23 protein-coding genes are annotated in these 24,838 nt (G+C 63.0%); 15 read left to right on the forward strand and 8 right to left on the reverse strand.

Annotation, left to right across the window (positions count from 1 at the left end; translation table 11 throughout):
- Positions 1 to 78: 78 nt before the first annotated feature.
- Both B0E55_RS11510 and B0E55_RS11515 read right to left on the reverse strand, forming a co-directional pair.
- Entirely contained in the window at positions 79 to 1,542 is a 1,464-nt protein-coding gene (locus B0E55_RS11510) for a condensation domain-containing protein (RefSeq protein WP_080909734.1), read from the reverse strand.
- Positions 1,542 to 3,035, reverse strand: a complete 1,494-nt coding sequence (locus B0E55_RS11515; RefSeq protein ID WP_080909735.1) for a condensation domain-containing protein — start codon at positions 3,033 to 3,035, stop codon at positions 1,542 to 1,544. The genes B0E55_RS11510 and B0E55_RS11515 overlap by 1 nt, the downstream gene beginning before the upstream one ends.
- Positions 3,036 to 3,185: 150 nt before the next feature.
- Between B0E55_RS11515 and B0E55_RS11520 the strand changes: the two genes are divergently transcribed.
- On the forward strand, positions 3,186 to 4,883 hold the full coding sequence (locus tag B0E55_RS11520; RefSeq protein ID WP_019747749.1) for an MFS transporter: 1,698 nt from the start codon (positions 3,186 to 3,188) through the stop codon (positions 4,881 to 4,883).
- A gap of 63 nt (positions 4,884 to 4,946) precedes the next feature.
- Positions 4,947 to 6,251: an HNH endonuclease signature motif containing protein gene (locus B0E55_RS11525; RefSeq protein WP_080909736.1), complete on the forward strand. Its 1,305-nt coding sequence runs from the start codon at positions 4,947 to 4,949 to the stop codon at positions 6,249 to 6,251.
- A gap of 124 nt (positions 6,252 to 6,375) precedes the next feature.
- Here the strand turns inward: B0E55_RS11525 and B0E55_RS11530 are convergent, their stop codons facing one another.
- Genes B0E55_RS11530 through B0E55_RS11540 form a run of 3 tightly spaced genes read right to left on the reverse strand, consistent with a single transcriptional unit; the run spans position 6,376 to position 9,011 of the window.
- Entirely contained in the window at positions 6,376 to 7,017 is a 642-nt protein-coding gene (locus B0E55_RS11530) for a Maf family protein (protein ID WP_007731146.1), read from the reverse strand.
- A gap of 15 nt (positions 7,018 to 7,032) precedes the next feature.
- The gene (locus tag B0E55_RS11535; protein ID WP_019747751.1) at positions 7,033 to 7,374 is read right to left on the reverse strand and encodes an acyl-CoA carboxylase subunit epsilon; all 342 of its coding nucleotides are present in this window, start codon (positions 7,372 to 7,374) and stop codon (positions 7,033 to 7,035) included.
- On the reverse strand, positions 7,371 to 9,011 hold the full coding sequence (locus tag B0E55_RS11540; RefSeq protein WP_003940853.1) for an acyl-CoA carboxylase subunit beta: 1,641 nt from the start codon (positions 9,009 to 9,011) through the stop codon (positions 7,371 to 7,373). Before B0E55_RS11540 ends, B0E55_RS11535 begins: the two co-directional genes overlap by 4 nt.
- Positions 9,012 to 9,126: 115 nt before the next feature.
- Here B0E55_RS11540 and B0E55_RS11545 point away from each other — a divergent pair, with 115 nt between their 5' ends.
- The 5 genes from B0E55_RS11545 (at position 9,127) to B0E55_RS11565 (ending at position 13,371) form a co-directional block, all read left to right on the forward strand.
- Positions 9,127 to 9,981, forward strand: coding sequence for a biotin--[acetyl-CoA-carboxylase] ligase (locus B0E55_RS11545; protein WP_020907080.1), 855 nt, complete (start codon positions 9,127 to 9,129; stop codon positions 9,979 to 9,981).
- Between the two features lie 118 nt (positions 9,982 to 10,099).
- On the forward strand, positions 10,100 to 10,675 hold the full coding sequence (locus B0E55_RS11550) for an HdeD family acid-resistance protein (protein ID WP_020907081.1): 576 nt from the start codon (positions 10,100 to 10,102) through the stop codon (positions 10,673 to 10,675).
- A 62-nt stretch (positions 10,676 to 10,737) separates the two neighbouring features.
- On the forward strand, positions 10,738 to 11,304 hold the full coding sequence (locus B0E55_RS11555; RefSeq protein ID WP_021343702.1) for a PH domain-containing protein: 567 nt from the start codon (positions 10,738 to 10,740) through the stop codon (positions 11,302 to 11,304).
- A 37-nt stretch (positions 11,305 to 11,341) separates the two neighbouring features.
- Complete coding sequence (locus B0E55_RS11560) at positions 11,342 to 12,022, forward strand: response regulator transcription factor (protein WP_003940916.1); 681 nt, start codon at positions 11,342 to 11,344, stop codon at positions 12,020 to 12,022.
- A gap of 26 nt (positions 12,023 to 12,048) precedes the next feature.
- Positions 12,049 to 13,371, forward strand: coding sequence for a sensor histidine kinase (locus B0E55_RS11565; RefSeq protein WP_019747754.1), 1,323 nt, complete (start codon positions 12,049 to 12,051; stop codon positions 13,369 to 13,371).
- Positions 13,372 to 13,397: 26 nt separating this feature from the next.
- Here the strand turns inward: B0E55_RS11565 and B0E55_RS11570 are convergent, their stop codons facing one another.
- Positions 13,398 to 13,997: a GtrA family protein gene (locus B0E55_RS11570; RefSeq protein ID WP_007731156.1), complete on the reverse strand. Its 600-nt coding sequence runs from the start codon at positions 13,995 to 13,997 to the stop codon at positions 13,398 to 13,400.
- A 191-nt stretch (positions 13,998 to 14,188) separates the two neighbouring features.
- Between B0E55_RS11570 and B0E55_RS11575 the strand changes: the two genes are divergently transcribed.
- From B0E55_RS11575 to B0E55_RS11605, 7 genes are all read left to right on the forward strand, one after another.
- A complete protein-coding gene (locus B0E55_RS11575) occupies positions 14,189 to 15,388 on the forward strand; it encodes a 5-(carboxyamino)imidazole ribonucleotide synthase (protein WP_438473318.1) in 1,200 nt (399 codons plus the stop codon).
- Positions 15,372 to 15,884, forward strand: coding sequence for a 5-(carboxyamino)imidazole ribonucleotide mutase (gene purE / locus B0E55_RS11580; RefSeq protein ID WP_080909738.1), 513 nt, complete (start codon positions 15,372 to 15,374; stop codon positions 15,882 to 15,884). Before B0E55_RS11575 ends, purE begins: the two co-directional genes overlap by 17 nt.
- A 7-nt stretch (positions 15,885 to 15,891) precedes the next feature.
- On the forward strand, positions 15,892 to 16,269 hold the full coding sequence (locus B0E55_RS11585; RefSeq protein ID WP_020907086.1) for a hypothetical protein: 378 nt from the start codon (positions 15,892 to 15,894) through the stop codon (positions 16,267 to 16,269).
- Positions 16,270 to 16,304: 35 nt separating this feature from the next.
- Positions 16,305 to 17,492, forward strand: coding sequence for a sensor histidine kinase (locus B0E55_RS11590; protein ID WP_019747758.1), 1,188 nt, complete (start codon positions 16,305 to 16,307; stop codon positions 17,490 to 17,492).
- 35 nt (positions 17,493 to 17,527) lie between these two features.
- On the forward strand, positions 17,528 to 18,220 hold the full coding sequence (locus B0E55_RS11595; protein WP_021332552.1) for a response regulator: 693 nt from the start codon (positions 17,528 to 17,530) through the stop codon (positions 18,218 to 18,220).
- Positions 18,221 to 18,354: 134 nt separating this feature from the next.
- Entirely contained in the window at positions 18,355 to 19,152 is a 798-nt protein-coding gene (locus tag B0E55_RS11600; protein WP_019747760.1) for an ABC transporter ATP-binding protein, read from the forward strand.
- Positions 19,149 to 21,599, forward strand: a complete 2,451-nt coding sequence (locus tag B0E55_RS11605; RefSeq protein ID WP_080909739.1) for an ABC transporter permease — start codon at positions 19,149 to 19,151, stop codon at positions 21,597 to 21,599. The genes B0E55_RS11600 and B0E55_RS11605 overlap by 4 nt, the downstream gene beginning before the upstream one ends.
- 3 nt (positions 21,600 to 21,602) lie before the next feature.
- Here B0E55_RS11605 and B0E55_RS11610 read toward each other — a convergent pair whose 3' ends face one another.
- Positions 21,603 to 22,316 (reverse strand): TIGR03089 family protein, encoded by a 714-nt coding sequence (locus B0E55_RS11610; RefSeq protein WP_080909740.1) that lies wholly within the window; start codon positions 22,314 to 22,316, stop codon positions 21,603 to 21,605.
- A gap of 53 nt (positions 22,317 to 22,369) precedes the next feature.
- Positions 22,370 to 23,902 carry an LCP family protein gene (locus B0E55_RS11615; protein ID WP_274534439.1) on the reverse strand — a complete coding sequence of 511 codons (1,533 nt, stop codon included), beginning with the start codon at positions 23,900 to 23,902 and terminating at the stop codon, positions 22,370 to 22,372.
- 66 nt (positions 23,903 to 23,968) lie between these two features.
- Between B0E55_RS11615 and rfbD the strand changes: the two genes are divergently transcribed.
- Complete coding sequence (gene rfbD, locus B0E55_RS11620; protein WP_020907092.1) at positions 23,969 to 24,808, forward strand: dTDP-4-dehydrorhamnose reductase; 840 nt, start codon at positions 23,969 to 23,971, stop codon at positions 24,806 to 24,808.
- Positions 24,809 to 24,838: the final 30 nt, after the last annotated feature.

Below are 24,838 nucleotides of genomic sequence, written 5' to 3' on the forward strand. Positions count from 1 at the left end.
ACTTGATCGATTCTATGCGCTGCGCGCAAGGGGAGACGCCCGGAAGCAGGTTCTGCCTGCTCGTACCCGTTGCCGACACTAAATCCTCGGTGTTCCTGCCCCGACGCTCGAATCTCTCAATTGTTCGGTGACACTTCCGATCGGCGTCACGCCCCGGGCGCAGACTTCCCTCAGAATCCGGTCGAGATCGGTGAGGAAATTCACCATGGTTTCGTTTGCCGTGTCGGTGTCCGGGAAGCGCGAACGCAGCGAGAGACCACGGTTCGTTCGCGAAATCCAGAACTGGGCATCGTCGGCGACCGTCACATTGCTGATGTGATGAGCGTTGAGGAGATCATGATCGTCGGTGCCGGGTAGTTTGCGGTAATCGATGTACGACACCATGAAGACGTCGGTGCGCGTGCGTCGAATCTTGTCGCCCAAAGCATCTCGAACTTGGGCCATGGTGACGCCCTCGAGCGTCAACGCAACTCGGAACGACGCATGCGTATGTGCAAGGGATGCACCGAAATCCGCATCGGGAGTGATCTGGACCGTGATCGGCGCGCTCGTGGTGAGCCAGCCGATGGCGTCGGCCCAGCGTGGATCTTTGCGGATGTGCAGCGGGAATTGCAGTGGAAGCGTCGCCTGTCCGGTGAACGAGTGGACGGAAAGTCCCATCGCAGTGAGGATTCCGGTGAACACGCTGCCGCCGGCGGATAGGCAGATCTCGTCGAACTTCGCGGTCAGTTCCTCGTCGAGCAGCACGCGCACATCGGCGCCCTGAGGCGCGGGCTTTCCTGCCTCGACGCCGAGATCCAAGGGGAAACTCGGCGATGTGCCACCACAAATCTCGTAGAACCTTGCCCACTCTCGGATTCGAGGGTCGTTGTCGACGGGAAGCAGGGCGTCGGCCTCCAGTTCGCAGTACCGCACGAAACTTCCCGGGTCACCCAGTCGGCTCATCACTGCGTCGACGGCCTCGTGGTCGGTCAGTTCGGGTATGGCGATCAGTCCCTCGTAGATCTGTCGCAGTTCCCCGAGGGCGATGACCAGCGAGTAGCCGTCGACGAGGGTGTGATCGAAGGCGCTCAGGACCGTGTAGTGCTCGTCGCGTTCGACCGTGGCAAACGTGTAGGCGGGGAAGGTCAGTGGATCGCATACCGTCGTGAATCGCTTCTTGAGGTGCGCTCGGAGGTCTTCGGTCGAATCGAACTTCACAGGTTCCGAAGTCTCGATGTGTGTGCCGTCGGGATCGAGTCCCATTCGGGTGGTGGTGAACTCGCCCACCTCGAATCCTGTGTGCAGAGTGTCATGGCGACTGATGAACAGGCGCAGCGCGAGATCGAGTGCGGGCCGATTCAGTTCTCCGGGAAGGTCGAATGCGGCTGCCATCCACACACTCCGGCCCATGCCGTGTGTTCGCGCAGTCTCGAGATGGAAATGCTGGTTGTACGACGGTGGTACTTCCGACTCGGTGACGGCGCCGTCCGCGGGCTGGAGCGACCATTCGGTGACGATTCCGGGCTCGAGTCCGTATCGATCGATCGAGGTGACATGCATCAGGACGCTCCCTCTGGTGCCGAGAACGAGTAGTCGCCCTGAGCTGCAACAGTTTTGATGATCTTGGAGACGTGCTCGGCGAAGCGGGTGGCCGATTCGTGGGCAATGGGGGTGTCAGGGTGGGACACGGCGATCCAGGTACCGGTGTGCATCCGGTTGATCCACATCGACGCGATCTGCGTCTCTTTGCCGCCGACGATTCCCGTTGCCTTCGTCTCGGCGTAACTGTATGGATCCGGCATGCGGCGGCCGTCGATGTACGAGACGATCGGCGGCGGGGTGAGCGTCTTCGACAATCCGCCGGGTGCGGAATCCGACTCGGCCAAGCTCGACAGAACCAGGTCGATGACTTGCTGCACAGAGACATCGAGGAGTGCCTTGCCGTCGTGGTACCCCTGCTGCCCGAGCTTTGCCAACTCGGTGAAGCGTCGCTTGTCGTCGACGTCGATGCCGACCGGGATCAGGTTGATGTACCAGCCCTGTGCAAACGAGTCGGCCTCGGTTCGTGTGCTGACCGGCGAGAGGGCGATGTACTTGTCGCGTCCGGCCAGTTCGAATTCCGCAATCGCGAGGGCGGTGAATATTCCACCGATGAAGTTGGCGCCGTTGGCTTTACAGACCGCACCGAACTTCTCGCACTCGATGTCATCGGCCAGGTCGAAGCGTGAACCGATAGCCGGTTTGGGCGCGTCTTCCGCCCCGAGCGGGAGCGGAAATCCGGGGAACGAGCCGCCGCTGCGCATGAGGTAACCGAGCCACTGGTGCACTTCGGGTGACTGCATCGTCAGTTCGGTTGTTCGCTCGCGTTCGACGCGACCGAACTGTGCGTAACTTCCCGCGGGGCCCAGTTCGGGATGTGACCCGGTCGTTTCCGCGGCGTAGAGCTGACGCAATTCCGCGTACATCAGCACCATCGAGTTCATGTCCGAATGGGCGTGGTCGACTGCATGGAACAGGGTGAAGCTCGGATCGGCTTCGAGGTCGGCATGGTGGTGCTCGACGGCACCGAACACGAAGGCCGGCCACTGAAGGGCACTGGTTTCCGTTGCGAACTTGGTTGCGACGAGTGCGCGGATCGCCTCGGATTCGGAGACGTCGTCGCCGACGCGGTACTCGAGTTCGATGCTCTCGACCGGCACCACGTGTCGACGGACCTCGAACGCGGTGTCCGCAGCGTCGGTGGTTGCTTCGTCGAAGGAGAACCAGCTGTGCAGCGTGTCGTGGCGACGGACGTAGCGCTGCAGGGCTCGCGTCATGGCGTCGCGGTCGAGTGTTCCTGCGAAATCGAAGGCGATACCGATCCACGGAGACTGCGGATCGCCTTTCTCTGCGGTGACGCGGGCGCGTCGCAGGTGGCGATCCTGCATCGTGGTCGGGGGTAGTTCTCGGTCGATCTCGGCTTCGGCGGCTCGTTGAGCGGAAGCATGCGTGACGCCCCATTCGATTACCCGTCCAGGAAGCGGGTGCCAATGGGTGATCAAGTTCAGATCCATCGAGTAGAACTCCTGCGTGTGTCGTCGAGAAGCCTGCTCTGAAAATGGGCAGACGACGAACTATCCCATCTGGGGGACTGAATTGTCCGAAATACTACAATCTAAACAAGAACAGGTTCTAGAAGCGTCGTGTTCGATTAGGATCATTCGGTGCTTCCGGACCCTTTAGGTGACGCTGTCGGCGCCGACCATAAGGGCGGACGGCGAGCTGGTTCTCTGACGCCCTGGCTCGGGTTGGCGACGAGTCTGGCGGCGGCGTTCATGCAGTTGCTCGACGCGACGATCGTCAACGTCGCGCTTCCGAGCATCGCCGTCGATCTTCAAGCAGGCGTATCGGCGCAGTTGCTCATGGTCAGCGTGTACATCCTGGCTTTTGCGTGTTCGTTGATCACCGCGGCCAGGTTGGGGGACCTGTTCGGTCGTAGGGTTGTTTTTCTGACCGCCCTGTTCGTATTCGTCGCGGCCTCGTTGCTGTGCGGGCTCGCTCAGAGCGCGACGATGTTGATCGTCTTCCGGGGTTTGCAAGGGTTGGCGGCCGGTTCGATGTCCGCCCAGACGTTTGCCATCATCTCGGGTCTGTTTCCGAAGGCCAGGCATCCGCGAGTGTTCGGGATCTACGGTGCGACCATCGGGCTCGCAACGGTCAGTGGGCCTCTGATCGGCGGGCTGCTGATCGAGTGGAATCTCTTCGACTGGGGCTGGCGCCTGATCTTCTTCGTCAACATTCCGATCGGCATCGCCGCCTTGATTCTCGGGTATTTCCATCTCGTCGATGCTCGCGCTGAGCATGTGCGCTCACTGGACCTCATCGGCGCCGCACTGTCATCGCTGGCGCTGTTCCTGCTGATCCTTCCCCTGGCCGAGGGAAGGGCGCGTGGATGGCCCACAGGTCTTGTTGTCATGCTCGCGATGTCGGTGCCGGTGGCATTGGCGTTTGTGCTCTACGAATCGCGTCTGGCGAAACGAGGCGGCGATCCGGTCCTTCGTCTGGAGCTTTTCCGCGACCGAGCCTTCGCGATCGGCGCGGTTCTTGCGTTCGTATTCTTCGGAACCCTGACTTCGTTGATCTTCACCATCAGTCTCACGCTTCAGTTCGGGTTCGGGTTCTCCGCATTGCGAGCGGGCGTGATGACGCTCCCGTGGGCCGTCGGCATGGGCGTGGCTGCGGTTCTCTCATCCGCGGTGTACCGGATGCTTGGAAACCGCGTTCTGATCTTGGGGATGGTCGTCTTTGCCGGCTCGCTGATCGCGTTGTCGGTCATCCTCGAACACGAAGGAACTGATCCACGCTGGCTCGCGCTCGCCGGTCCTCTCCTCCTCGGGGGCGCAGGGCTCGGACTGTTCGTGGCGCCACTGCAGACCGCGATCCTCGCGACGGTCGAACCCGCGCACGCGGGTTCGGTGTCGGGGCTGCTACCGACCGTTCAGCAGGTTGGCAGCTCGATCGGACTGGCCTTGATCGGAGTGGTGTTCTTCTCGCTCGTCGCGGGGCAAGCTCCGCAAGCAGTGCAGGGGGAGCGGCCCGAGTACGTTGCGAATCTTGAAGCTGCCGGCGTGAATCCCGGCCTGGTCGACATCGCCGAAAAGGCATTTGTCGATTGCGCGACAAGTCAATTGGCATCCGGAACACCGATGGAGGTGGCGCCGGAATGTCGCCGCGAAGGAACTGCCGGCGCCGGGGGCCAATCCGTTCAAGTGGCAGTTGATGCCGCGTACGCATCTACTCGCGCGGCGGCTGGCGAAGCGTTTCTCGAAGCCCAACGCCGCGTGCTCGCGATCATCGCAGCAATTGCGCTCGGCATCGGATTGGCCTCGACTGCCCTGCCGCGGGTCAATTCCCCAGTCTGAAAAAAATACCCTTGACTCGAACGGGTGTTCGAGTAGCCTGTGTTCAGGGGATCGGGGGATTCAATGAGTGTCTTGTTGTCGGATGTGGTGTCTGGTTCTGCGGTGGGGTTGCGCGGACGCCTGTGGCGGTTGTCTGCTTCTGAGTTGCGTGCTGCTGCGGTGTCGGCGAGCGCGGAGATTCTGCGTCTCGAGGCTGTTCGGGTGGCGGTGGTGGACGAGTTGTCGTTGCGGCCGGATGATCAGGTGATCGCGAGCCGCGGGGTGGGGTGCTGGTTGGCGGCGAACACGATGCTGCAGGTTCGGGACGGGAAGAAGATCGCCGCCCTGGGTGCAGCGCTACGCCCGTTTCCGGCGGTGGCTGCCCGGTTCGATGTCGGGGACTGCTCGTTCGATCATGCCGTGTTGATCGTGGCGTTCTGCGAGTCACCACCGAAGGGCATGCCGGACGAAGCGCTCCCTCGCTGTATCGATTTGTTGTTGGCTGCCGCGTCCGGGGTGGAGGCGACGACCACGAAGGTACGGAACGTTATCGCGACTTTGGAGCGAGTGTTCGAATCGGATGAGATTCCGCCCGCGGAAGATGTCGATCGCAACGAGTTGCGCATCGCGTCGACGTTGCATGGTCGGGTGGTGGTGCGCGGCGATTTCGATGCTCTCACCGGCGAAATGCTGCTATCGGCGTTGTCGAATCTGACGATGCCGACCCCGGCACCCGATGGAACGCCGGATTCGCGGTCGGCGGCGAAGCGGACCGCGGACGGGTTCACCGAACTGATCCGGCGTTACCTGGACTGCGCGAAGACCGGTTTCGATGGTGGGCAGCGTCCGCATGTGAACGTGCACATCAACGCGCGTGATCTGGCTGAGCATCGTGACTGCGCCGCCGCATCCTCGCCCGATGGTGGTGGAGCGGCTGTGTCGGATATCGATGTCGGGCACATGCCCTGGCTCGGACCACTGTCCGTATCGCAGACCAGGCTCCTCGGATGTGACTGTTTCCTCTCGACTGTTCTGCTCGACGGTCACGGGGCTCCGTTGGATGCGAAACCCGGGAAACGATTAGTGTCCGCGGAGCAGCGCGTGGCGTTGATCGCGAGAGACAAAGGCTGCGCCTTCCCCGGCTGCACATGCGTGCCCGCCTGGACCGACGCACACCACATCCGGCACTGGGCCAACGGCGGCCCGACCGTGATGAACAACCTTGTCCTGCTGTGCCGTTCGCATCATCGGCTGATGCACCGCAAATCCGGGTTCGTCGGGAAATGGGAGATTCGCATCGGGGTCGACAACAAACCGTGGTTCATCCCGCCGCCCTCGATCGACCCGCGGCAGCATCCGCGGCCGGCGAACACCACATTCAAAACCTGAGGGGTCAAACCTCTTCGGCGACAACAAAAACGACCAGCTTCGCATCGGCATGAACCCGATGCGAGGCTGGTCAGTGGTGCTTGAAAAAAACTTGCTTGGAGAAACCGTGCTTGGAGAAATCGTGTCAGAAGATGCTCTGCGTGCGCCAGAGATCCGAGACGGAAACCCCGACACGCTCGAGAAGTGTTCGTACCAAAGGTAATCCGATACCGATGACGCTCGATGGATCACCCTCGATTCTCTCCACGAACCAGCCGCCGAGACTGTCGAGCGTGAATGCTCCGGCGACTTGGAGCGGTTCGCCCGTTGCCAGGTACGCCTCGAGATCTTCGGTGGACGGCTGCGCGAAATGAACCACTGTTGCGCTGTGATCCGAGGCCATGCGAACGATGCGGCCGTCGGCGACGCGCAGGACACAGTGCCCGGTCAAGAGAGTGGCGCTGCGTCCGGCCATTGCGGCCCATCGCTTTCGGGCGATGTCTACGCTGCCCGGCTTGCCTTGAAGTTGCCCGTCGATCAGGAGCATCGAATCGCACCCGACAACGACTACGTCGGTGAGATTGTCGGCGGCAAGACCGGGAACGATCTCGGCGGCCTTGGCCTCCGCCAGCACCGTCACGACTTTTTCGGGAGCGGCGTCGGGGCCGAGGTTGTCGGCAATCTTGTCCTCGTCGACGCCGGAGACACGCACAAGCGGCGAAACCCCGGCCGCCCGCAGAACTGCGAGGCGAGCCGGGGACGCTGAAGCTAGAACCAGTTGAGTCACGTCAGCAAGTGATCGTCAGCTGCGACGGATCGCGGGGTTCAGGTACGCGTACGGCGAGAACGGCGCACGCGTGCGGTGGAACTGAGTCGGATCGCCCCAGGTCTCCGCGGGAACATTCGACTCGGGAGCCTGACCGCTGCCGGCAGCCGCGGCAAGCACGCTTACCAGTGCCGCGATCTCGACGTCGGTGGGCGAACCCTTGACGATCTTGATGACCGACGCGTCGGAGGTCGACGTCTCGGTCAGCTCCGTGAGCGAAGCGTCCGTCGCGCTTCCCTCGACGACCGCACCGTTGGTCGGTGCAGTCTCCGCCAGTGCGACATCTTCGCTGAGAATGTCCTCGGTGGTTGCGGTCATAGGGGAATGTTCCCATGCTTCTTGGGCGGAAGGGAAACGGCCTTGCGCTCGAGCAGTCGCAACGCGGAAACGATTTGTCCGCGGGTGTGCGACGGAGGAATGACAGCGTCGACGTATCCGCGCTCAGCGGCGACGTACGGGTTGACGAGGGTGTCCTCGTACTCGTTCTGCAGCTTGAGGCGCAATGCATCGACGTCTTCGCCGTTCTTCGCGGCTTCGAGAAGCTGCTTGCGGTAGACGAATCCGACAGCTCCGGATGCACCCATGACGGCGATCTGAGCGGTCGGCCATGCCAGGTTCACGTCGGCGCCCATGTGCTTGGAGCCCATGACGTCGTACGCTCCGCCGTAAGCCTTGCGGGTGATGACCGTGATCTTGCCGACCGTTGCTTCGCCGTACGCGTAGAGGAGCTTCGCGCCGCGACGGATGATGCCGTTGTATTCCTGCTCGGTTCCGGGGAGGAAACCGGGAACGTCGACGAGGGTGATGATCGGGACGTTGAACGCGTCGCAGGTACGCACGAAGCGTGCGGCCTTCTCCGAGGCGTCGATGTCGAGGCAGCCCGCGAACTGGGTGGGCTGGTTGGCGACGATGCCGACCGAGCGGCCGTCGACGCGACCGAAACCGACGATGATGTTCATCGCGCGCTCGGCCTGGACCTCGAGGAACTCGTCGTCGTCGAGGATGCGACGGATGACCTCGTGCATGTCGTACGGCTGGTTGGCCGAATCCGGGATGAGGGTGTCGAGTTCGATGTCCTCAGCGGTCAGGCTGTCTTCGATCGAACCGACGATCGGGTCGGTGATCTCGCCGCGGGGAGCTGCTGCCTGGTTGTTGGACGGCAGGTAGCTGAGCAGGTCCTTGACGTAGTCGAGGGCATCCTGCTCGCCGGAAGCGACGTAGTGGGCGACTCCGGACTTGACCATGTGGGTGCGAGCACCACCGAGGTCTTCCATCGTGACGTCTTCGCCGGTGACTGTCTTGATGACGTCGGGGCCGGTGACGAACATCTGGGAAGTCTCGTCGACCATCACGACGAAGTCGGTCAGTGCGGGGGAGTAGACGTGGCCGCCGGCGGCGGGTCCCATGATCAGTGAGATCTGGGGGATGACACCCGAGGCCTGGACGTTGCGGTGGAAGATCTCGCCGTAGAGGCCGAGCGAGACGACGCCTTCCTGAATGCGCGCGCCTGCACCTTCGTTGATGCCGACGAGGGGGCGACCGGTGCGGATCGCGAGGTCCATGACCTTGACGATCTTCTCACCGTAGATTTCGCCGAGCGATCCGCCGAAAACGGTGGCGTCCTGTGAGAAGACACAGACGTCGCGGCCGTCGATGGTGCCGTAACCGGTGACGACGCCGTCGCCGACCGGGCGGTTGTCAGCGAGACCGAAGTTCACACTTCGGTGCCGTGCCAGTGCGTCGAGTTCGACGAAGGAGCCCTCGTCGAGGAGGGCGGTAATGCGCTCGCGGGCGGTCAGCTTGCCTTTGGCGTGCACCTTGTCGATGGCGGCTTCGCCGCTCGGTGCCTGCGCCTGGGCTTGGCGATTCCGCAGGTCCGCGAGCTTTCCCGCGGTCGTGTGGATATCGGGTGCGGCCGCCGCCTCCGGCGCGTTCGGCTCTTGGACAGTGGTCATGGACGTGAGCTTAACGAGAGTGCGTGGGGGGCTTCGAAGGCAGGTCCGATTGTCGCCGTCTTGCAGGCTCAAGCTACTGACCAGTACATTCTCGCTGTCGTCATAGGCTGGGGCTATGTGGACCGACTTGAACCGACCGCCCCTCGACGGCAATGCCCTACGACGCGCACTCGTGCGCAGTGACAACGACGACGCGCGCGTTTTCTGGAACCGCCTCGACGTTGTCGAGGAGACCGGTTCGACGAACGCGGATCTCCTTGCGCGAGCGGCAGATCCGGATGCCGACCGTCACGTTCTGATCGCCGAGTATCAGGCGAGTGCCCGCGGCCGTCATTCGCGCACTTGGGTGAGTCCGCCGCAAGCGCAGATCTCGATGTCGGTTCTGCTGTCGATGCCCGGAATGAATCTCACGGACATGGGTTGGCTCCCGCTACTGTCGGGAATCGCGGTCGTCGACGCGCTGCGGAACGTGGCCGAAGTGCCCGCAGAACTCAAGTGGCCGAACGACGTTCTCATCGGTGACAAGAAGGTCGCCGGAATTCTGGCCGAGGTGGCAAGGACAGCGCCCGATCCCGCGGTGGTGGTGGGCATCGGGTTGAACGTGAGCCTGGGTGTCGAGGAGCTGCCCGTCCCGACCGCTACATCACTCCTCATCGAAGAAGCATCGACTGTCGACCGCGACACCCTCGTTCGAGCAATTGCCCGTGAGTTGGCGACGCAATTCCGTGCTTGGGAATCATCGAAATGGGATACATCTGTGTTGGCTGCCGAATACCGGCAGCGTTGCGGGACGCTGGGCAAACGAGTCCGCGCGGTCTTGCCGGGCGACAAGGAGGTGTTCGGTATCGCGACCGACATCGACACTTCCGGCCGCGTCGTCATCGAAATCGAGGGAACAGATGGGGAGACCTTTGCGGTCGCTGCGGGTGATATCACGCACCTTCGGGCCGCCCCGGTAGCCGAATCGTGAGCCTTGCCGGATTTTCTGGCACCAAAGTGCTAATTTTTGGCCCTGGCCGGTTTTCGAACCAACCGTCCGTCCTTCATTGCATTTAACTGCGGGATTTACTGAGCTGCCTAGGGGCGTCATGACCACACCGATCGTTGTTCCGACCGAAGCCGAGACGGCCGAGAGCGCTCGCCGCGTACTCACCGGTGTGACGGTGCTGCTCGGTGTCCTCACATTAGGCCTGGGTATCGCGGTACTCGCATGGCCGGATGCCACCCTTTTCGTGGTCGCGGTGGTCATTGCGATTCAGTTGTTCGGATTCGGAATCGTCCAGATCATCCGTTCGTTCGCGGACGTGACGGCTTCGGGTGGAACTCGGACGCTTGTCGCGATCTCCGGCGCGTTGGCAGTGCTCCTCGGATTCCTGGTTCTCCGTAGCCCTTTGCAGACGGTGGTTGTGATCGCATTGGTGATCGGTGCCTGGTGGGTATTCCGTGGCGTTCTCGATCTGGTCGACGCGGCGTCCGGGCACACCGTCGATCGCGGTCTGTCGATCGTGCTCGGAGTCATCAGCATCGTCGCGGGTGCAATCGTCCTTCTGCAGCCCGAACTCTCGCTCGACGTCTTCCGCATCGTGGTCGGCGTGTGGATGGTGCTTTACGGCATCATCATCGTCGTGACCCCGTTGGTGCTGCGAAAGATCGCGCAGCCCTGAACGTGGGTGTGCCTGAAAGTCGGTGTGCCTGAAAGTCGGTGCGGGATGGCAGACTTCCCGTCATGGGATATCCCGAAGACGCCCTCGCTCAGGACGAGGAACTGATACTGCATCGCCATCCTCATTGGAAGATGTTGGTGCTTCCGGCGCTGACGTTCGTGCTTGCGACGGCCGTCGCCGGGTTCTTGTTGGGCCTCGCACAGACGAGATTGGACGGCACGGCTCGCACCGTGTCGTCCATCGCCATCGGAATCATCTGGCTCGGTGTCGTGGCCTGGCGGTCGGTTGCGCCGTTCACGGTCTGGAAGTTCACGCATTTCATCGTCACCGATCGGCGAGTGCTCATCCGCCACGGAGTGCTCACGCATACCGGTATCGACATCCCCATGGGGCGGATCAGCAATGTTCAGTTCCGCCACGGCTTGATCGATCGAATGCTCAAGACCGGAACTCTGGTCATCGCCTCTGCCAGTGACGATCCGCTCGAGTTCGACGACATTCCTGACGTCGAGCACGTTCACGCCCTGCTGTATCACCAGGTTTTCGATTCCATGCAGCAGCCACCATCGCAGCCACCGCAGCGGCCGGCGGGTGAAAACGACGACCCGAACGATCGAAATGGCTGGTAATCAACGTGCAAAGGCGTGTTGTCCGTAGTCTGTTCGTGTGACTGCCGTATTGCTAGCCGAAGACGACGAGGCCATTGCCGCACCCCTCTCCCGCGCACTGGGGCGTGAAGGGTATTCGGTGACGGTCGAACCGACCGGACCCGCTGCGTTGCAGCAGGCGCTCGAAGGTGATTTCGATCTGTTGATTCTCGATCTCGGCCTTCCGGGCATGGACGGACTCGAAGTCTGTCGACAGATTCGTGCGCATCGCACCTCGCTCGCCGTGCTGATGTTGACCGCCAGGACCGACGAAGTCGACTTCGTGGTCGGGTTGGACGCCGGCGCCGACGACTACGTCAGCAAGCCGTTTCGCCTCGCCGAGTTGATGGCACGTGTGCGAGCACTCCTGCGTCGCCACGGTGGCCGCGAGGACACGATCGTCGAGGTCGGTGGCATCAGGCTCGAGCCCGCGGCACGACGCGTACTCGTCAACGGCTCCGAAATCGCCTTGGCCAACAAGGAATACGAACTTCTGCGGGTCCTCCTCGAACATGCCGGGGAAGTAGTATCGCGCGATACGATCCTTCGTGAGGTGTGGGGCGACGTCGAGCTTCGTGGATCGAAGACGCTCGACATGCACATGTCGTGGCTGCGCCGCAAGATCGGTGACGAGGGCCCCGCTGTGGAACGCAGAATTGCCACCGTCCGCGGTGTCGGTTTCCGAATCAACACCGACTAACTTCTCGAGAATCAGGAACTGCCGGCATGCGGCGTCGCATATTGCAGTCGATTCTCGCTGTCGTGATCATGACGGCGTTGCTGCTGGGAGTTCCGCTGATCTACACGGCGTGGCTCTGGGTGGAGGACGTGACGCGAAGTGATCTCCGGGTGCGCCTCGACCGGATGGCCGCTGAGGTCATCGCGCAAGAGGGGACGAACGGGCTCGTCGAAGGTGCGTTGAACACCGATTCGCTCAAGGTTCTCACCCCGAACGACGGGCGCCTCGTCGTCGTGTATCCGACCGTCGTCGACGGCGCTGCACGCGTCGACGTCGGTGAGGCGACGGTCAAGAACGCACTCGTCGAATCGCTCGCGATGGGAACGTCCGGCTCGTTGCGTCTCGAGGTGCCGTCGGAGAACTTGCGCACCCAGCAGAAGCAAGCGGTGATGGCCGTCGGTGTGCTCGTGCTTCTGTCCATCACGGCAGGCACCGTGGTCGCTGTGGTCACTGCACGTCGGCTTGCCGATCCGCTGCAGGATGTGGCCGACCGGGCGGCGCGCCTTGCCGAAGGTGACTTCCGGCCGGATCCTCGTCGGCACGACATCCCCGAACTCGACCGCGTGTCCGACGTCCTCGATGCGGCAACTGTGGAGATTTCGGTGCGGCTGCAACGAGAACGCGCGCTGGTCGCGGATGTCTCGCATCAACTGCGCAGTCGACTGACTGCAGTGCGGCTGCGCCTGGACGAGTTGTCCGTTCACGAAGATCCTGACGTCGTGAACGAGGCCGAGGAAGCCATGGCGCAAGTGGACAGGCTCACCGACGGAATCGACGACCTGATTCGCTCGTCGCGCACCAGTGGGTCATCGGCGAGTCTGGTGTCGGTAGTCGGCGAGCTGGAACAGGTGACCCGCGACTGGCAGGCTCAGTTCGACGGAGAGGGACGCAGGCTCCGCCTACGCGGCGATCGCGCGGTGATGGCCGCGACCACAGGTTCGCGTCTGCGTGAAGCTGTTTCCGTTCTGGTCGACAATTCGTTCGAACACGGTGAAGGTACGTGCACGGTGTCTGTCCGATTGATCGACGGTACCGGTCGCAGTTCGTCTCGTCGTGACTCGATGGTGTGCGTCGAGGTCACCGACGAAGGCTCCGGCGTGGAGAACGATCTTGCACCGCACATCTTCGACAGAGGATTTTCGGGGGCCGGGTCCACCGGCGTCGGATTGGCGCTCGCACGTGCACTGATCGAAGCCGACGGGGGCCGACTGGAACTGCAGAGGCGTAAGCCTGCCTTGTTCGCCGTCTTCCTGCCGGTGGCCAACACTGCGCCGACCGCGGACGTCGTTCCGCACCGCGAACCGCGCTGACCGAAAGGCTCGCGCAGACGGAAAACTCAGGAGTGCCCGAGCTCCTCTTCGGCATCAGGAATGACCGGGTCAGGCGCTGTGGTTTCGGATAACGCTGTGGTTTCGGACAATCCTGTGGTGTCGGACAGTTCGAGCGGTTCCGGATTCTCGTCGGGAAACACGAACTTGCGGAAGGCCCAGAATCGGAACGCCATCTGCAGCAGGTTGCCGATGACGTACGCACTGATGAAGTCGGCGATGTTCTCCGTCGCCAAGCTGACTTCGGGTACGCGCAGGTTGAAGACGTAACTGGAGATGTAGAGCGGTATGAAGCTGATGACGACGCCGATGGCGCTGATGATGAAGAACAGCGCAGCTTCGTGCGCTGGCTCACGGCCACCACGGTTCTTGAACGACCACTCGCGGTTGAGAATGTACGACGCGATCACCGCGACGACGCCGGCGATGATCTTGGCCGTGATCGGCTTGGATTCGAGGATCGACAGCTTGAGTGTGTAGAAGATGCCCGAGTCGATCAGGAAGGTAGTTCCGCCGACGATCGCGAATTTGATCAGCTCGCTGTGACGCAGAGCGATGTCACGAAACGGTTGGGGTATGCGGGCAATGACCCCGTCGACAAATGGCACAACAGATGAGTTTACGAAACGAAACCGCGTTACCACCAATTTGCCGCGGATTCATCAGCAGAATCACAGATTGGGAACGCTGAATGAACGGGCGAACGCGGCACATGACAACATAGAGAGCCGTGACCGGCAACAACGATCCCGCGCAGATCCCCGCCCGCCCGACCACCCCTCGACCGGCAAAAGCATCCATGCCCGTCGTCACCATGATCGGTGGCGGACAGTTGGCCAGGATGACTCACCAGGCGGCGGTGGCCCTGGGCCAGACGCTCCGAGTGCTCTCCGGGACTGCGGACGAGCCGGCAGCTCAGGTCAGCCCCGATGTCGTGCTCGGTAGCCACACCGACCTCGACGCTCTTCGCCGCGCAGCGGTCGGTTCCAACGCGTTGACGTTCGACCACGAGCACGTGCCGACCGAACATCTCGAGGTTCTTGTTGCCGAAGGCGTGAACGTTCAGCCTCCGCCGCAGGCTCTGATCTTCGCTCAGGACAAATTGCTGATGCGTCGCAAACTTGCCGAACTGGGCGCACCTGTACCCGCGTACGCCGAAGTGACGTGGGCGGAAGACGTCGTGCGTTTCGGTTCCGAACACGGTTGGCCGCTTGTCATCAAGGCAACCCGCGGAGGCTACGACGGCCGGGGCGTCTGGATCACCGATGATCAGGACGAAGCAGAAGCCATTGTCACCGAGCAGTTGGACAAGGGTGTTCCGCTGATCGTCGAGGAAATGGTCTCGATGCGTCGGGAACTGTCTGCCATGGTTGCGCGGTCGCCGTTCGGACAGGGCGCTACGTGGCCGGTCGTAGAGACCGTTCAGCGCAACGGCCAGTGCGCCGTCGTGATTGCACCTGCCCCCGCCCTTTCGAGTGCCGTTGCCGAGGAAGCCGAACAATTGGCGCTACGCATCGCTTCCGAGTTGGGTGTCGTCGGCTCGATGGCCGTCGAACTCTTCGAGACGACTGACGGCACTCTCGTGGTCAACGAGCTGGCAATGCGCCCGCACAACTCCGGTCACTGGACGATGGACGGCGCACGCACCTCTCAGTTCGAACAGCATCTGCGTGCCGTTCTCGACTACCCGCTCGGCGACACCTCGCCGATCGCGCCGGTCACGGTGATGGCAAACGTTCTGGGTGCACCGGAAGCGCCCGAGATGACGATGGACGAGCGTGTCCATCACCTCTTCGCGCGGATGCCCGATGCGAAGATCCACCTGTACGGCAAGGGTGAGCGCAAGGATCGCAAGATCGGCCACGTCAACATCGTCGGCGGCGCCGGATCCATCGACGATCCGAATTACGTTGCCGCAGTTCGCGAACGCGCCGAGCGCGCAGCACATTGGCTTTCGTATGCAGTTTGGACCGACGGATGGGATGTACACGGTGAGTGAGAGCGCGCAGGTCGGCCTGATCATGGGCAGCGATTCGGATTGGCCGATCATGGAAGCTGCAGCCGAAGCTCTGGCCGAGTTCGGTATCCGCTTCGAGGTCGGTGTCGTCTCGGCGCATCGCACGCCTCAGCGGATGCTCGACTACGCCAAGGAAGCCGCGGGCCGCGGAATCAAGGTCATCATCGCCGGTGCCGGTGGCGCCGCGCATCTTCCGGGCATGGTTGCCTCGGCTACACCGTTGCCGGTCATCGGTGTTCCGGTGCCGCTCAAGTACCTCGACGGTATGGATTCACTCCTCTCGATCGTGCAGATGCCGGCCGGCGTCCCGGTGGCGACGGTCTCGATCGGCGGCGCTCGCAACGCCGGTCTGTTGGCTGCTCGGATCCTCGGCGCTTCGGATCCCGCACTGCAGCAGCGGATGGTGGCTTTCCAGAAGAGCCTCGAGGCGATGGTGCTCGACAAGGACAAGGCGCTTCGCGAGAAGCTGCTGGGCTGATCTTCTCGTGTGTGCACGGCGTGGGCTGCCGCTGATCCGAGCGAGTCGGGGCAGCGCGCAGTCCGCATTCGTCACCCGCGTCGCCCTGTTCTACGCCGGGATTCTCGGCGCGGACATCCGCTTCGACGACGAGTCCGGGATCTTTGTCGCTTCCGGGCTGCGCGGCGGGTTCGCCAGAGGCGGAACAACTCTCGGCGGTGTGTACCTCACCCGGCGAAACACGACTCGATCCGTCCTTCGCCACGAGGCAGTTCACGCGGACCAATGGGCCAGGTACGGAATCGTATTCGGGCTGCTGTACCTGCGTGAGGAGTTGCGTCATCGCGGTCCGCGGAACCGATTCGAAATCGAGGCCGGTCTCGAAGACGGCGGTTACCGCACCTGAGTGAAAGCTCGTCAGTAAAAGCTACTCTTGGCGGCATGGCTCGTTTTCCGACTAGTGAACGCTTCGTCCGCTGGAGCGCGGAACATGCTCGCGGTGTGGACATCTGCATTGCGACGGTTGCCGCACTGTTCAGCGTTGTCGTTGCGGTCGAGGCGAGTCCGCTGGCGGTGTTCGTCTCGCTGGGTATGACCGTTCCGTTGGCATGGCGACGCTCGCGCCCCGAACTCTCCGGCATGGTGATCGCAGGGTTCGCAGTTCTACACGTGATCTTCATCGGCAACACACTGCTCGCATCGGCCGTTGTCGTGCCCATCTCCCTGTACGCGCTGGCCGCCTATGGCGCTCGGTGGAGTTCGCTCACCGGCCTGGTGCTCGCGTTGCTCGGCTCGATTGCCGGAACTGTTCGATACTTCGGCTACGACGGAATCCCGGTGTCTTCGCAGGTCATGCAGTCCGTGGCCGTCATGATCTTCATGCTCGCGGTCTGGGCGTTCGGTGATTTGCGTCGAGTTCGCACCAAACAATTGGAAGGTCTGACCGAGCGCGCACGGTTGCTCGAACTCGAGCGTGCGCAGGAAGCGGAAATCGCGACGATCAGCGAACGCTCGAGGATTGCGCGCGAGATGCACGACATCGTCGCGCATTCGTTGACCGTTGTCATCGCTCAGGCCGACGGCGGACGTTACAGCGCGGCCAAGGATCCTCAGGCTGCAATTCAGGCGCTCGAAACCATTGCCTCCACCGGTCGCCAAGCGTTGACCGACATGCGATCGCTTCTGTCCGTCCTGCGTGAGGACACGCCCCGGGATTTCTCGGTGATCCCGGGCGCCGGCGATATCGACAGTCTCTTCCACGAGTTACGCAGCAGCGGACTCGACATCGCCGTCAGTGTGACCGGTGAACCACGCGAACTCTCTGCGGGTGCGGGGTTGACGGCGTATCGCATCGTCCAGGAATCGCTGACGAACGTTCTCAAACATGCGGGGCCAGGAGCACAGGCGAGCGTCGAGATGACGTGGGCTGAAACCGAACTCGTTCTCGGCATCACCGACGACGGACGAGGCGGCAGCGCCGCGCTGGTCGAATCGTCACCAGGCGGACAGGGACTGATCGGAATGGCCGAGCGAGCCAAGCTGCACGGAGGCAAAGTAACCGCCGGGCCGAAATCAGGCGGCGGATACAGTGTCCGGGCCGTCCTGCCGTATGAACGAACGTCTGGGTAGGTCTTGAAACGTCTGAAGGTCTTAAGGTGAGTGGCATGGACGAACACGTGGCTCCGATCGCAGTGGCACTGATCGACGATCAGCAGCTGGTCCGCGCAGGTTTTCGAATGGTCATCGACTCGCAGCCGGATTTGTCCGTGGTGGTCGAGGCTTCGGACGGTCAGCAGGCATTGACCGAGTTGGCGGCCTGTCATGTCGACGTCGTCCTGATGGATGTCCAGATGCCGAAGATGGACGGCATCGAGGCGACCCGTCGGCTCCTGGCCGACCCCGATGCGCCGAAGGTCGTGGTGCTCACCACCTTCGACAACGACGAGTACGTGATGTCGGCAATCAGGGCGGGCGCCAGCGGTTTCCTGCTCAAGGACGTGCCACCGGAACAGTTGCTCGACGCCATCCGCACCGTGCATCGCGGGGACGCGGTGATCGAAGCTCGGGCCACTCGGCGACTGCTTCAGCACGTCGGACCTCTCCTGGAAGGTTCGGCGCCCGAATCGCAGTTGCCCGAAGAGCTGACACCGCGCGAGGTCGAGGTGCTCGAGGCCATGGCGTACGGGCTGTCGAATTCGGAGATCGCCGCAAAATTCCACGTCTCCGAAACGACAGTGAAAACCCATGTCGGACGGGTTCTTTCGAAGACTCATTCACGTGATCGTGTGCAGGCCGTCGTCTTTGCCTTCCAGATCGGACTTGTCCGGCGCGCAGATCTCCTCGGCACCGAGGGCTGACGCGCAGCCCTGTTCAGTCCTACCCCGGGATGACACCGGGCTCTCCAAGATCGCCCCGCGCTCCGACGCGGAGACCACTTGCGCTGCAATAACGTCGATTCCGTCATAGCGAGAAGCTTTACGGAGGGCAAAAAATGCATGCGCACACCACGACGGAACCAGCCGCAGTGCCGGCGATCACTGCCCGCGGTGTCACCAAGGTGTACGGCACCGGTGAGACCACGGTTCACGCGCTCGGCGGGGTCGACGTGGACTTCGGTCGTGAGCGGTTCACCGCGATCATGGGCCCGTCCGGCTCCGGAAAGTCGACGCTCATGCACTGTCTGGCCGGGCTCGACACGGTTTCGGGCGGACAGGTTTTCCTGGGCGACACCGAAGTCACGAAACTCGGCGACACGGAACTCACCGAACTTCGACGCGAGCGAATCGGATTCGTCTTCCAAGCGTTCAACCTGCTACCGGTGCTCACTGCTCGGGAGAACATGCTGCTGCCGATGAAGCTGGCGGGTAGTGAACCCTCGCCCGAGTGGATGGACGAGGTGATCGGGAAACTGGGCCTGTCGAAGCGCCTCGACCACCTGCCGCACGAGTTGTCCGGTGGTCAGCAGCAGCGTGTAGCTGTCGCCCGCGCACTACTGCCGCAGCCCGACGTGATTTTTGCCGACGAGCCCACGGGAAATTTGGATTCCCGTTCCGGGACCGAGGTTCTGGGCCTCTTGCGCACCAGTGTTCGGGAGACCGGTCAGACGGTTGTCATGGTGACACACGATCCGGTGGCGGCGTCGTATGCGGACCGAGTCGTGTTGATCGCAGACGGGCGTATTGCCGGAGAGATCGACCATCCCACCGTCGACTCGGTGATCGGTGCCATGCGAGCACTCGGTGCCGACGACCTGGCTGATGTTCCTGCAGTTTCGGGTGCACTGCGATGAGGGGTCTGGCTTTTGCCCAGGCGCGGGCACATGCCGGGCGCTATGTGGCTTCGATACTCGCCGTGGTGATCGCAGTCGGATACATCGTCGCGACTTTGACATTGAGCTCGACGGTCGATGCGAGTGTGAGTAAATCACTTGCGACGCAATACGAAACCACGGATGTCGTCGCCTCCGGTCCAGGCGTGACGGAAGCACTGCTGAGTGCGGTGCCGGGCGTCTCGGCAGTCGCCGACGACGTGTCGACGTATGTTCGTGTCGACTCCGAGGCAAAGGGCGCGTCCTACGGGGATGCTCTCTCGATCGCCGACAATCCCGAATTGCGTTGGGAGAACTTGTCGGAGGGTTCGCTTCCGGCCGGTCTGGGGCAGGTGTTGGTGAGCGTGGACTCCGGGATACCGACGGGTGCCCGAATCACTGTCACGGCAAGGGATTCGACGGTCGGTGCCGCTGCGCCCACCGCGCAGGTGGTCGGACTGGTCGATCTCTCCGGTTCGGCGCAACGACTGGGCGGGATCAAGATATTCACCACCGCCGAGCAGGTGAGCGCGTGGGCCGGGGACAGCGCCAAACGTGAGTTCCGTGTCGCCGGTGACGGTTCGCGCTCTCAGCAACAACTCGTGGATTCGATCGCGAGCGCGTTGCCCGCGGACTCCACCGTGTTGACAGGAGAAGAAGCAACCGACAACGCGGCTGCGGAATACATGGGTGGCACCAAGATCCTCAGCACGGTGTTGCTCGCCTTCGGTGCCATCGCCGTTGTTGTTGCCGCGCTGGTGATCGCCAACACGTTTGCCGTTCTGCTCGCCGCGCGCACTCAGGAACTCGCGTTGCTGCGATGCGTCGGCGCCACGGCCAAACAGGTTCGCCGGAGCATTCGCAGCGAAGCTGCTGCGGTCGGCGTGATCGCCTCGGTGATCGGCGTCGGACTCGGTGTCGGACTTGCCTGGGCGATCGGTCGCGTAGCAACGGCCGCAGATGTGCCGGTGCCTCTTTCGTCACTGAGCGTCACCCCGGTGACCGTGCTGGTCGGTCTTGCCGTTGGCATCGTGATGACGATGCTCGCTGCATCTGCGCCCGGGCGGGCGGCAACGAGGCTCTCCCCGCTCGCGGCACTGCAGCCGATGGAGTCCAAGCCCGAGAGCGTTCAGGTATCGGTCGTGCGCCGGGTTCTGGGCGTCGTGATACTGCTCGCGGGCATCGCGATGACCGTCCTGGGAGTGACGAATCAGCAGGTGCCGGCGGCGACTGCCGGTGGACTCTTTTCGTTCCTGGGGATCGCAGCACTGTCCGGGCGAATCGTGCCCGCGCTGATCAATGCCGCCGGCGGAGTGCTGGCGAGACTGATCGGTCCGGTGGGAAGCCTGGCAGCAGGCAACGCCGGTCGGAACCCACGCCGGACCTCGGCGACAGCCACGGCCCTGTTGATCGGTGTGGCCTTGACGAGCACGCTCGTCGTGGGAATCGCGACGGTCAAGGAAGCCGCACCCGCGGCGATGGACAGTCAATTCCCCGTCGACGTCATGGTGAGCAGTTCCGGTTCGGCACCGCTTCCCGCAGGGTTGGGCACAGACATCGCCGCGGTCAACGGCGTCGGCGCGGTGAGCGGTCTGGACAAGGCCGAACTGACGATCGACGGGCGCGGTTCGTTGACCGGGTTCGGTGTCGACGCTGCTCGGGTGAAAGATGTTCTGCGTACCGAGATCTCGGTACCCGCGGCCGGTCAGTTGGTGCTCTCGCCCGCTGACCTGACCGAATACAAACTCTCGGCGGGTGAGACGGCGACGGTGCGTGGGGATCGCGGTGCCGTGAACGTCAGCGTGGTCGAGGGTGTGAAAGGTCAACCAGCGCTGTTGGATCGAGGCGATCTGGGTGCAGCGGCCACCACGCCGACCACCGATTCCTACTGGGTCAGGTTGGGGACTGACACCGACGAAGAGGCGCTCGCTGCCACCGACCGCATCACCGAACTGGCACGCCAGGAAGCTCCGGGCAGCGATGTTCAAGGAATGACCGAGATGCGCTCGGCGCTCGATTCGATCCTCGACACCATGCTCATGGTGGTTGCCGGGTTGCTGTCGGTAGCGGTGTTGATCGCTCTGATCGGGGTGGGAAACACCATGGCACTGTCGGTTCTCGAACGGCGCCGCGAATCCGGACTGCTTCGCGCACTCGGACTGACCAAGAAGGGAATTCGAGCCATGTTGATCTGGGAAGCACTGCTGGTGGCAGGGGTTGCATCGGTGATCGGCGTGCTGTTCGGGATGGTGTTCGGTGTAGCCGGTACCGCCTCGGTGTTCGGGATCGAGGACGTCGCCCTCAGCGCAGTGCCGTGGGCGCAATTGGTAGCCATCGTGTTGATCGGCGGAATCTGCGGTGTGATCGCGTCACTGCTCCCCGCTAGGAGGGCGGGGCTGGTGTCACCGGTGACAGCTCTCGCGAGCTAGCGTTCAGAACTGCTTCGTGACCTTCTCGGTGCCCACTCGGCGCGCGGTAGCTTCCGCGTCCGGGTGGGCTACCTGCACGAGTGAGGCGCCCGCGGCGAGAACGGCCAGAAGCCCGTCGATCAATTCGTCTGCCGTGTCCCACGTGCGGTTGGAGAGGACACGATCCGTCGACGCCAATTCGACGTTCTTCGCCGATGCCCGTGCGGCGTCGATCGTGTCCGCTACGGACCGGCCTTCCAGCGCCGAACCGGCTCCGGCGCTACGGAACTGGTCCCCGTGGACACGAATGGAGGTTGCGTAGTCGGCGACGCCGAGCGGAAGATCGCTCAAACCTTTGCCGAACGCGTCGAGTGAGAGTGCGGCTACTTCCGGTACGTCCGCAACATCGTCCAGACGGTCGGCAGTGACAAAAGCCAGTTCGGCGTCGGCGTCGGGGGAGAGGACGACCTCACCGCCTGCCCACCACACACCCAGCAAGACGGCGACGCTCTGCCAGTGCGCGGGAAGCAGCACGGCAACTTTGCCGCCGGGCTCGAGGGCGAACTCGTCCCGAACCATGTTCGCTGTCTTTGCCGCCCAGTTGGCCAGAGTGCTCGCAGACAATTCGATGCGCTCGCCGGTGGCGTCGTCGTAGTAGGTCACGCGAGGGCCGGCCGGGTCGGCAGCCAGGATCGGTCCGAGGAGGGCGTCGGTCAGGTTGTCTACAGGCGAAGGCACGTAATCAGCTTACGCAGCCGTTCAGTTCGCACCGCTTTCAGTTGACACAGTTTTCAGTTGACACAGCGCGGGCCGTTGGAGGCTGCGTCGATCGGCGGACCGGGAGGGGCAGGGGTGGGACTGGTCTCGGTGGTGCTCGCCGATTCAGTCGTGCTTGTCGCGCCTTCGGACGGGGATACCGCGTCCGCGGATTGCGGTCCGCTGTAGTCCTCGGCAATGACAACCCGAACCTTGCCCGAGGACAATGACGAATCCGCCTTGACCGTCAGACCGCCGAGTGCCTCGGCCACCGCGAGTGCAGCGTCGTCGTCCGCGGACTTTGCGAACACCGTCGATTCGGAGACGTCGGAGCCGGTGTTGTTGCCGACCTGACCCTCCTTGTACCCGAGGGCACTCAACGCCTCGGAAACCCCGCTGGCCAACCCCGCGATGTCGCTGGCGTTAGCGACGTCGACCGTGATCGAGGATGCATTCACGGTGGTCGGTGCCTCGGAGGTCTCCTCCGAGTCCTCGCTGTCGGCGCCGACCAATCCGGCGATGTACTTCTTGACGGCCTTGGGATCGACCTTGACGATGGACTCGCCGTAATCGGTCATGCCGTTGATGTCGAGAACGGGAATGGTCTCGAATTGCACCTTTCCGCCGGCCAGATTCTGCAACTGCTTGGCGAATTCGATGATGTCCCAGTCGTCGTCGATGACGACGGAGCGCTGAACGGCCGAGGTCAACTGACTGAGCTTGCCCGGGTCGCTGAGGGTTTTTGCGCTGAGCACCTTACTGACGAGGGACGCCATGAACACCTGCTGGCGAACGATCCGGTCCAGGTCGCCGCGAGGAAGGTCGTGTCGTTGTCGCACGAAGCTCAGCGCGTCGGCGCCGTCGAGTGTCTGTTTCCCGGCTGCGAAGTTGGCTCCGGACATCGGTTCGTCGACTGGCGCGTTGAGACAGACGTCGACTCCGCCCACTGCGTTGGTCAGCAGGACGAATCCGAGTAGACCGACTTCGGCGTAGTGATCGACGGTGATGCCGGTCAGATTCCCTACCGCTCCGATGAGCGCGGTCCGGCCGGCTTCCGTCGACTTCTTGTCTGCGTCGCTGTCGGACGACCCGTTGTTGACCAACTTCAGTCGCTCGGTTTCCTTGGTGGCACCGAACGCGGCGTTGATCTTCGACATACCGATACCGGGGACGTTGACGTACGCGTCTCGGGGAATCGAGATCGCGGTTGCCGAACTTCCGTCGTTGGGGACGCGGATCAAGATGATGGTGTCGGTGTTGGACGCAACTTCCTCACCAGCGCGCAACGAGTCGAGCTCGCTTTGTGAGAGCGGGTTGCCGTGTGCGTCGGTGCGACTGTCGGTTCCCACCATCAGAATGTCGATGGCTCCGTCCTTGCCCCCACCGAGGCCGAGTCCGCTTGCAGTGGCAAGGCTGTTTCTCAACGAGTCCACACCCCGCCATGCGAACCCGGTGACCAGCAGTACGAGCACGGAGAGCACCGCGACCGCTATGCGAGCCGGGCTCGTCTTGGTCCGAATCGGCGCAGGTCGTGGACGCGCGCGGCGCTGCGGTTGCTGGTGGGACACCCCTTCAGGTTACTGGTCCGATGCTCGGCCGCGGGTACCTCGACGCGGCGTGCCAGACTCAACCATGTGACGAATATCCTGCTCACCGGCGCCCGAGGGCAGCTCGGGACACGTATCGATGCTCTCGCAACGTCGGCGGGTCACACTGTGACGGCCGTCGGTTCCCGCGAGCTCGACATCACAGACAGCCGCGCGGTCGACGACTTCGTCTCGCCCGATTCGGTGCTGATCAACTGCGCTGCGTACACGGCAGTCGACGCCGCCGAGACCGACCAGGAGGCAGCGAGGGCGGTCAACGAGATCGGACCGCTGAATCTCGCGCGAGCGTGTGCGCGGGCCGGTTCGCGGTTGATCCACGTTTCGACGGACTACGTCTTTCCGGGTGACGCGAGCACTCCATACGACGTCGATGCACCGACCGGTCCCGCGACGGTCTACGGCCGAACCAAGCTGGACGGCGAGATCGCAGTACGAGAGTCGGGCGCCGACGTGGCCGTTGTCCGTACCGCGTGGGTGTATTCGGGTGTCGGTACGGATTTTGTCGCCACGATGCGCAGGCTCGAAGCCGAACGAGAATTCGTGAACGTCGTGGACGACCAGATCGGGTCACCCACGTACAGCGTCGATCTGGCCGGCGGCATCGTCGAACTCGCGCTGCGGGACTTCACGGGTGCGTCGACGTTCCACCTGACCAACGGCGGGCAAGCCAGTTGGTACGAGTTGGCGCGAGCGGTGTTCGAGGAGATCGGAGCAGACCCGGCGCGGGTGCGCCCGTGCAGCAGCGCGGACTTCGTGCGCCCTGCGCCCCGCCCGGCATATTCGGTTTTGTCCGAGCGCGCGTGGGTTACCGCGGGAATGACGCCGCTGCGTCCGTGGCGAGAGGCTCTGCACGCCGCTCTGGCGTGAGCATTGTTCGGGGCAGTGCCCGTGGGCGGC

The organism is Rhodococcus sp. 66b (genome assembly GCF_002076325.1).
GTDB lineage: Bacteria > Actinomycetota > Actinomycetes > Mycobacteriales > Mycobacteriaceae > Rhodococcus_F > Rhodococcus_F erythropolis.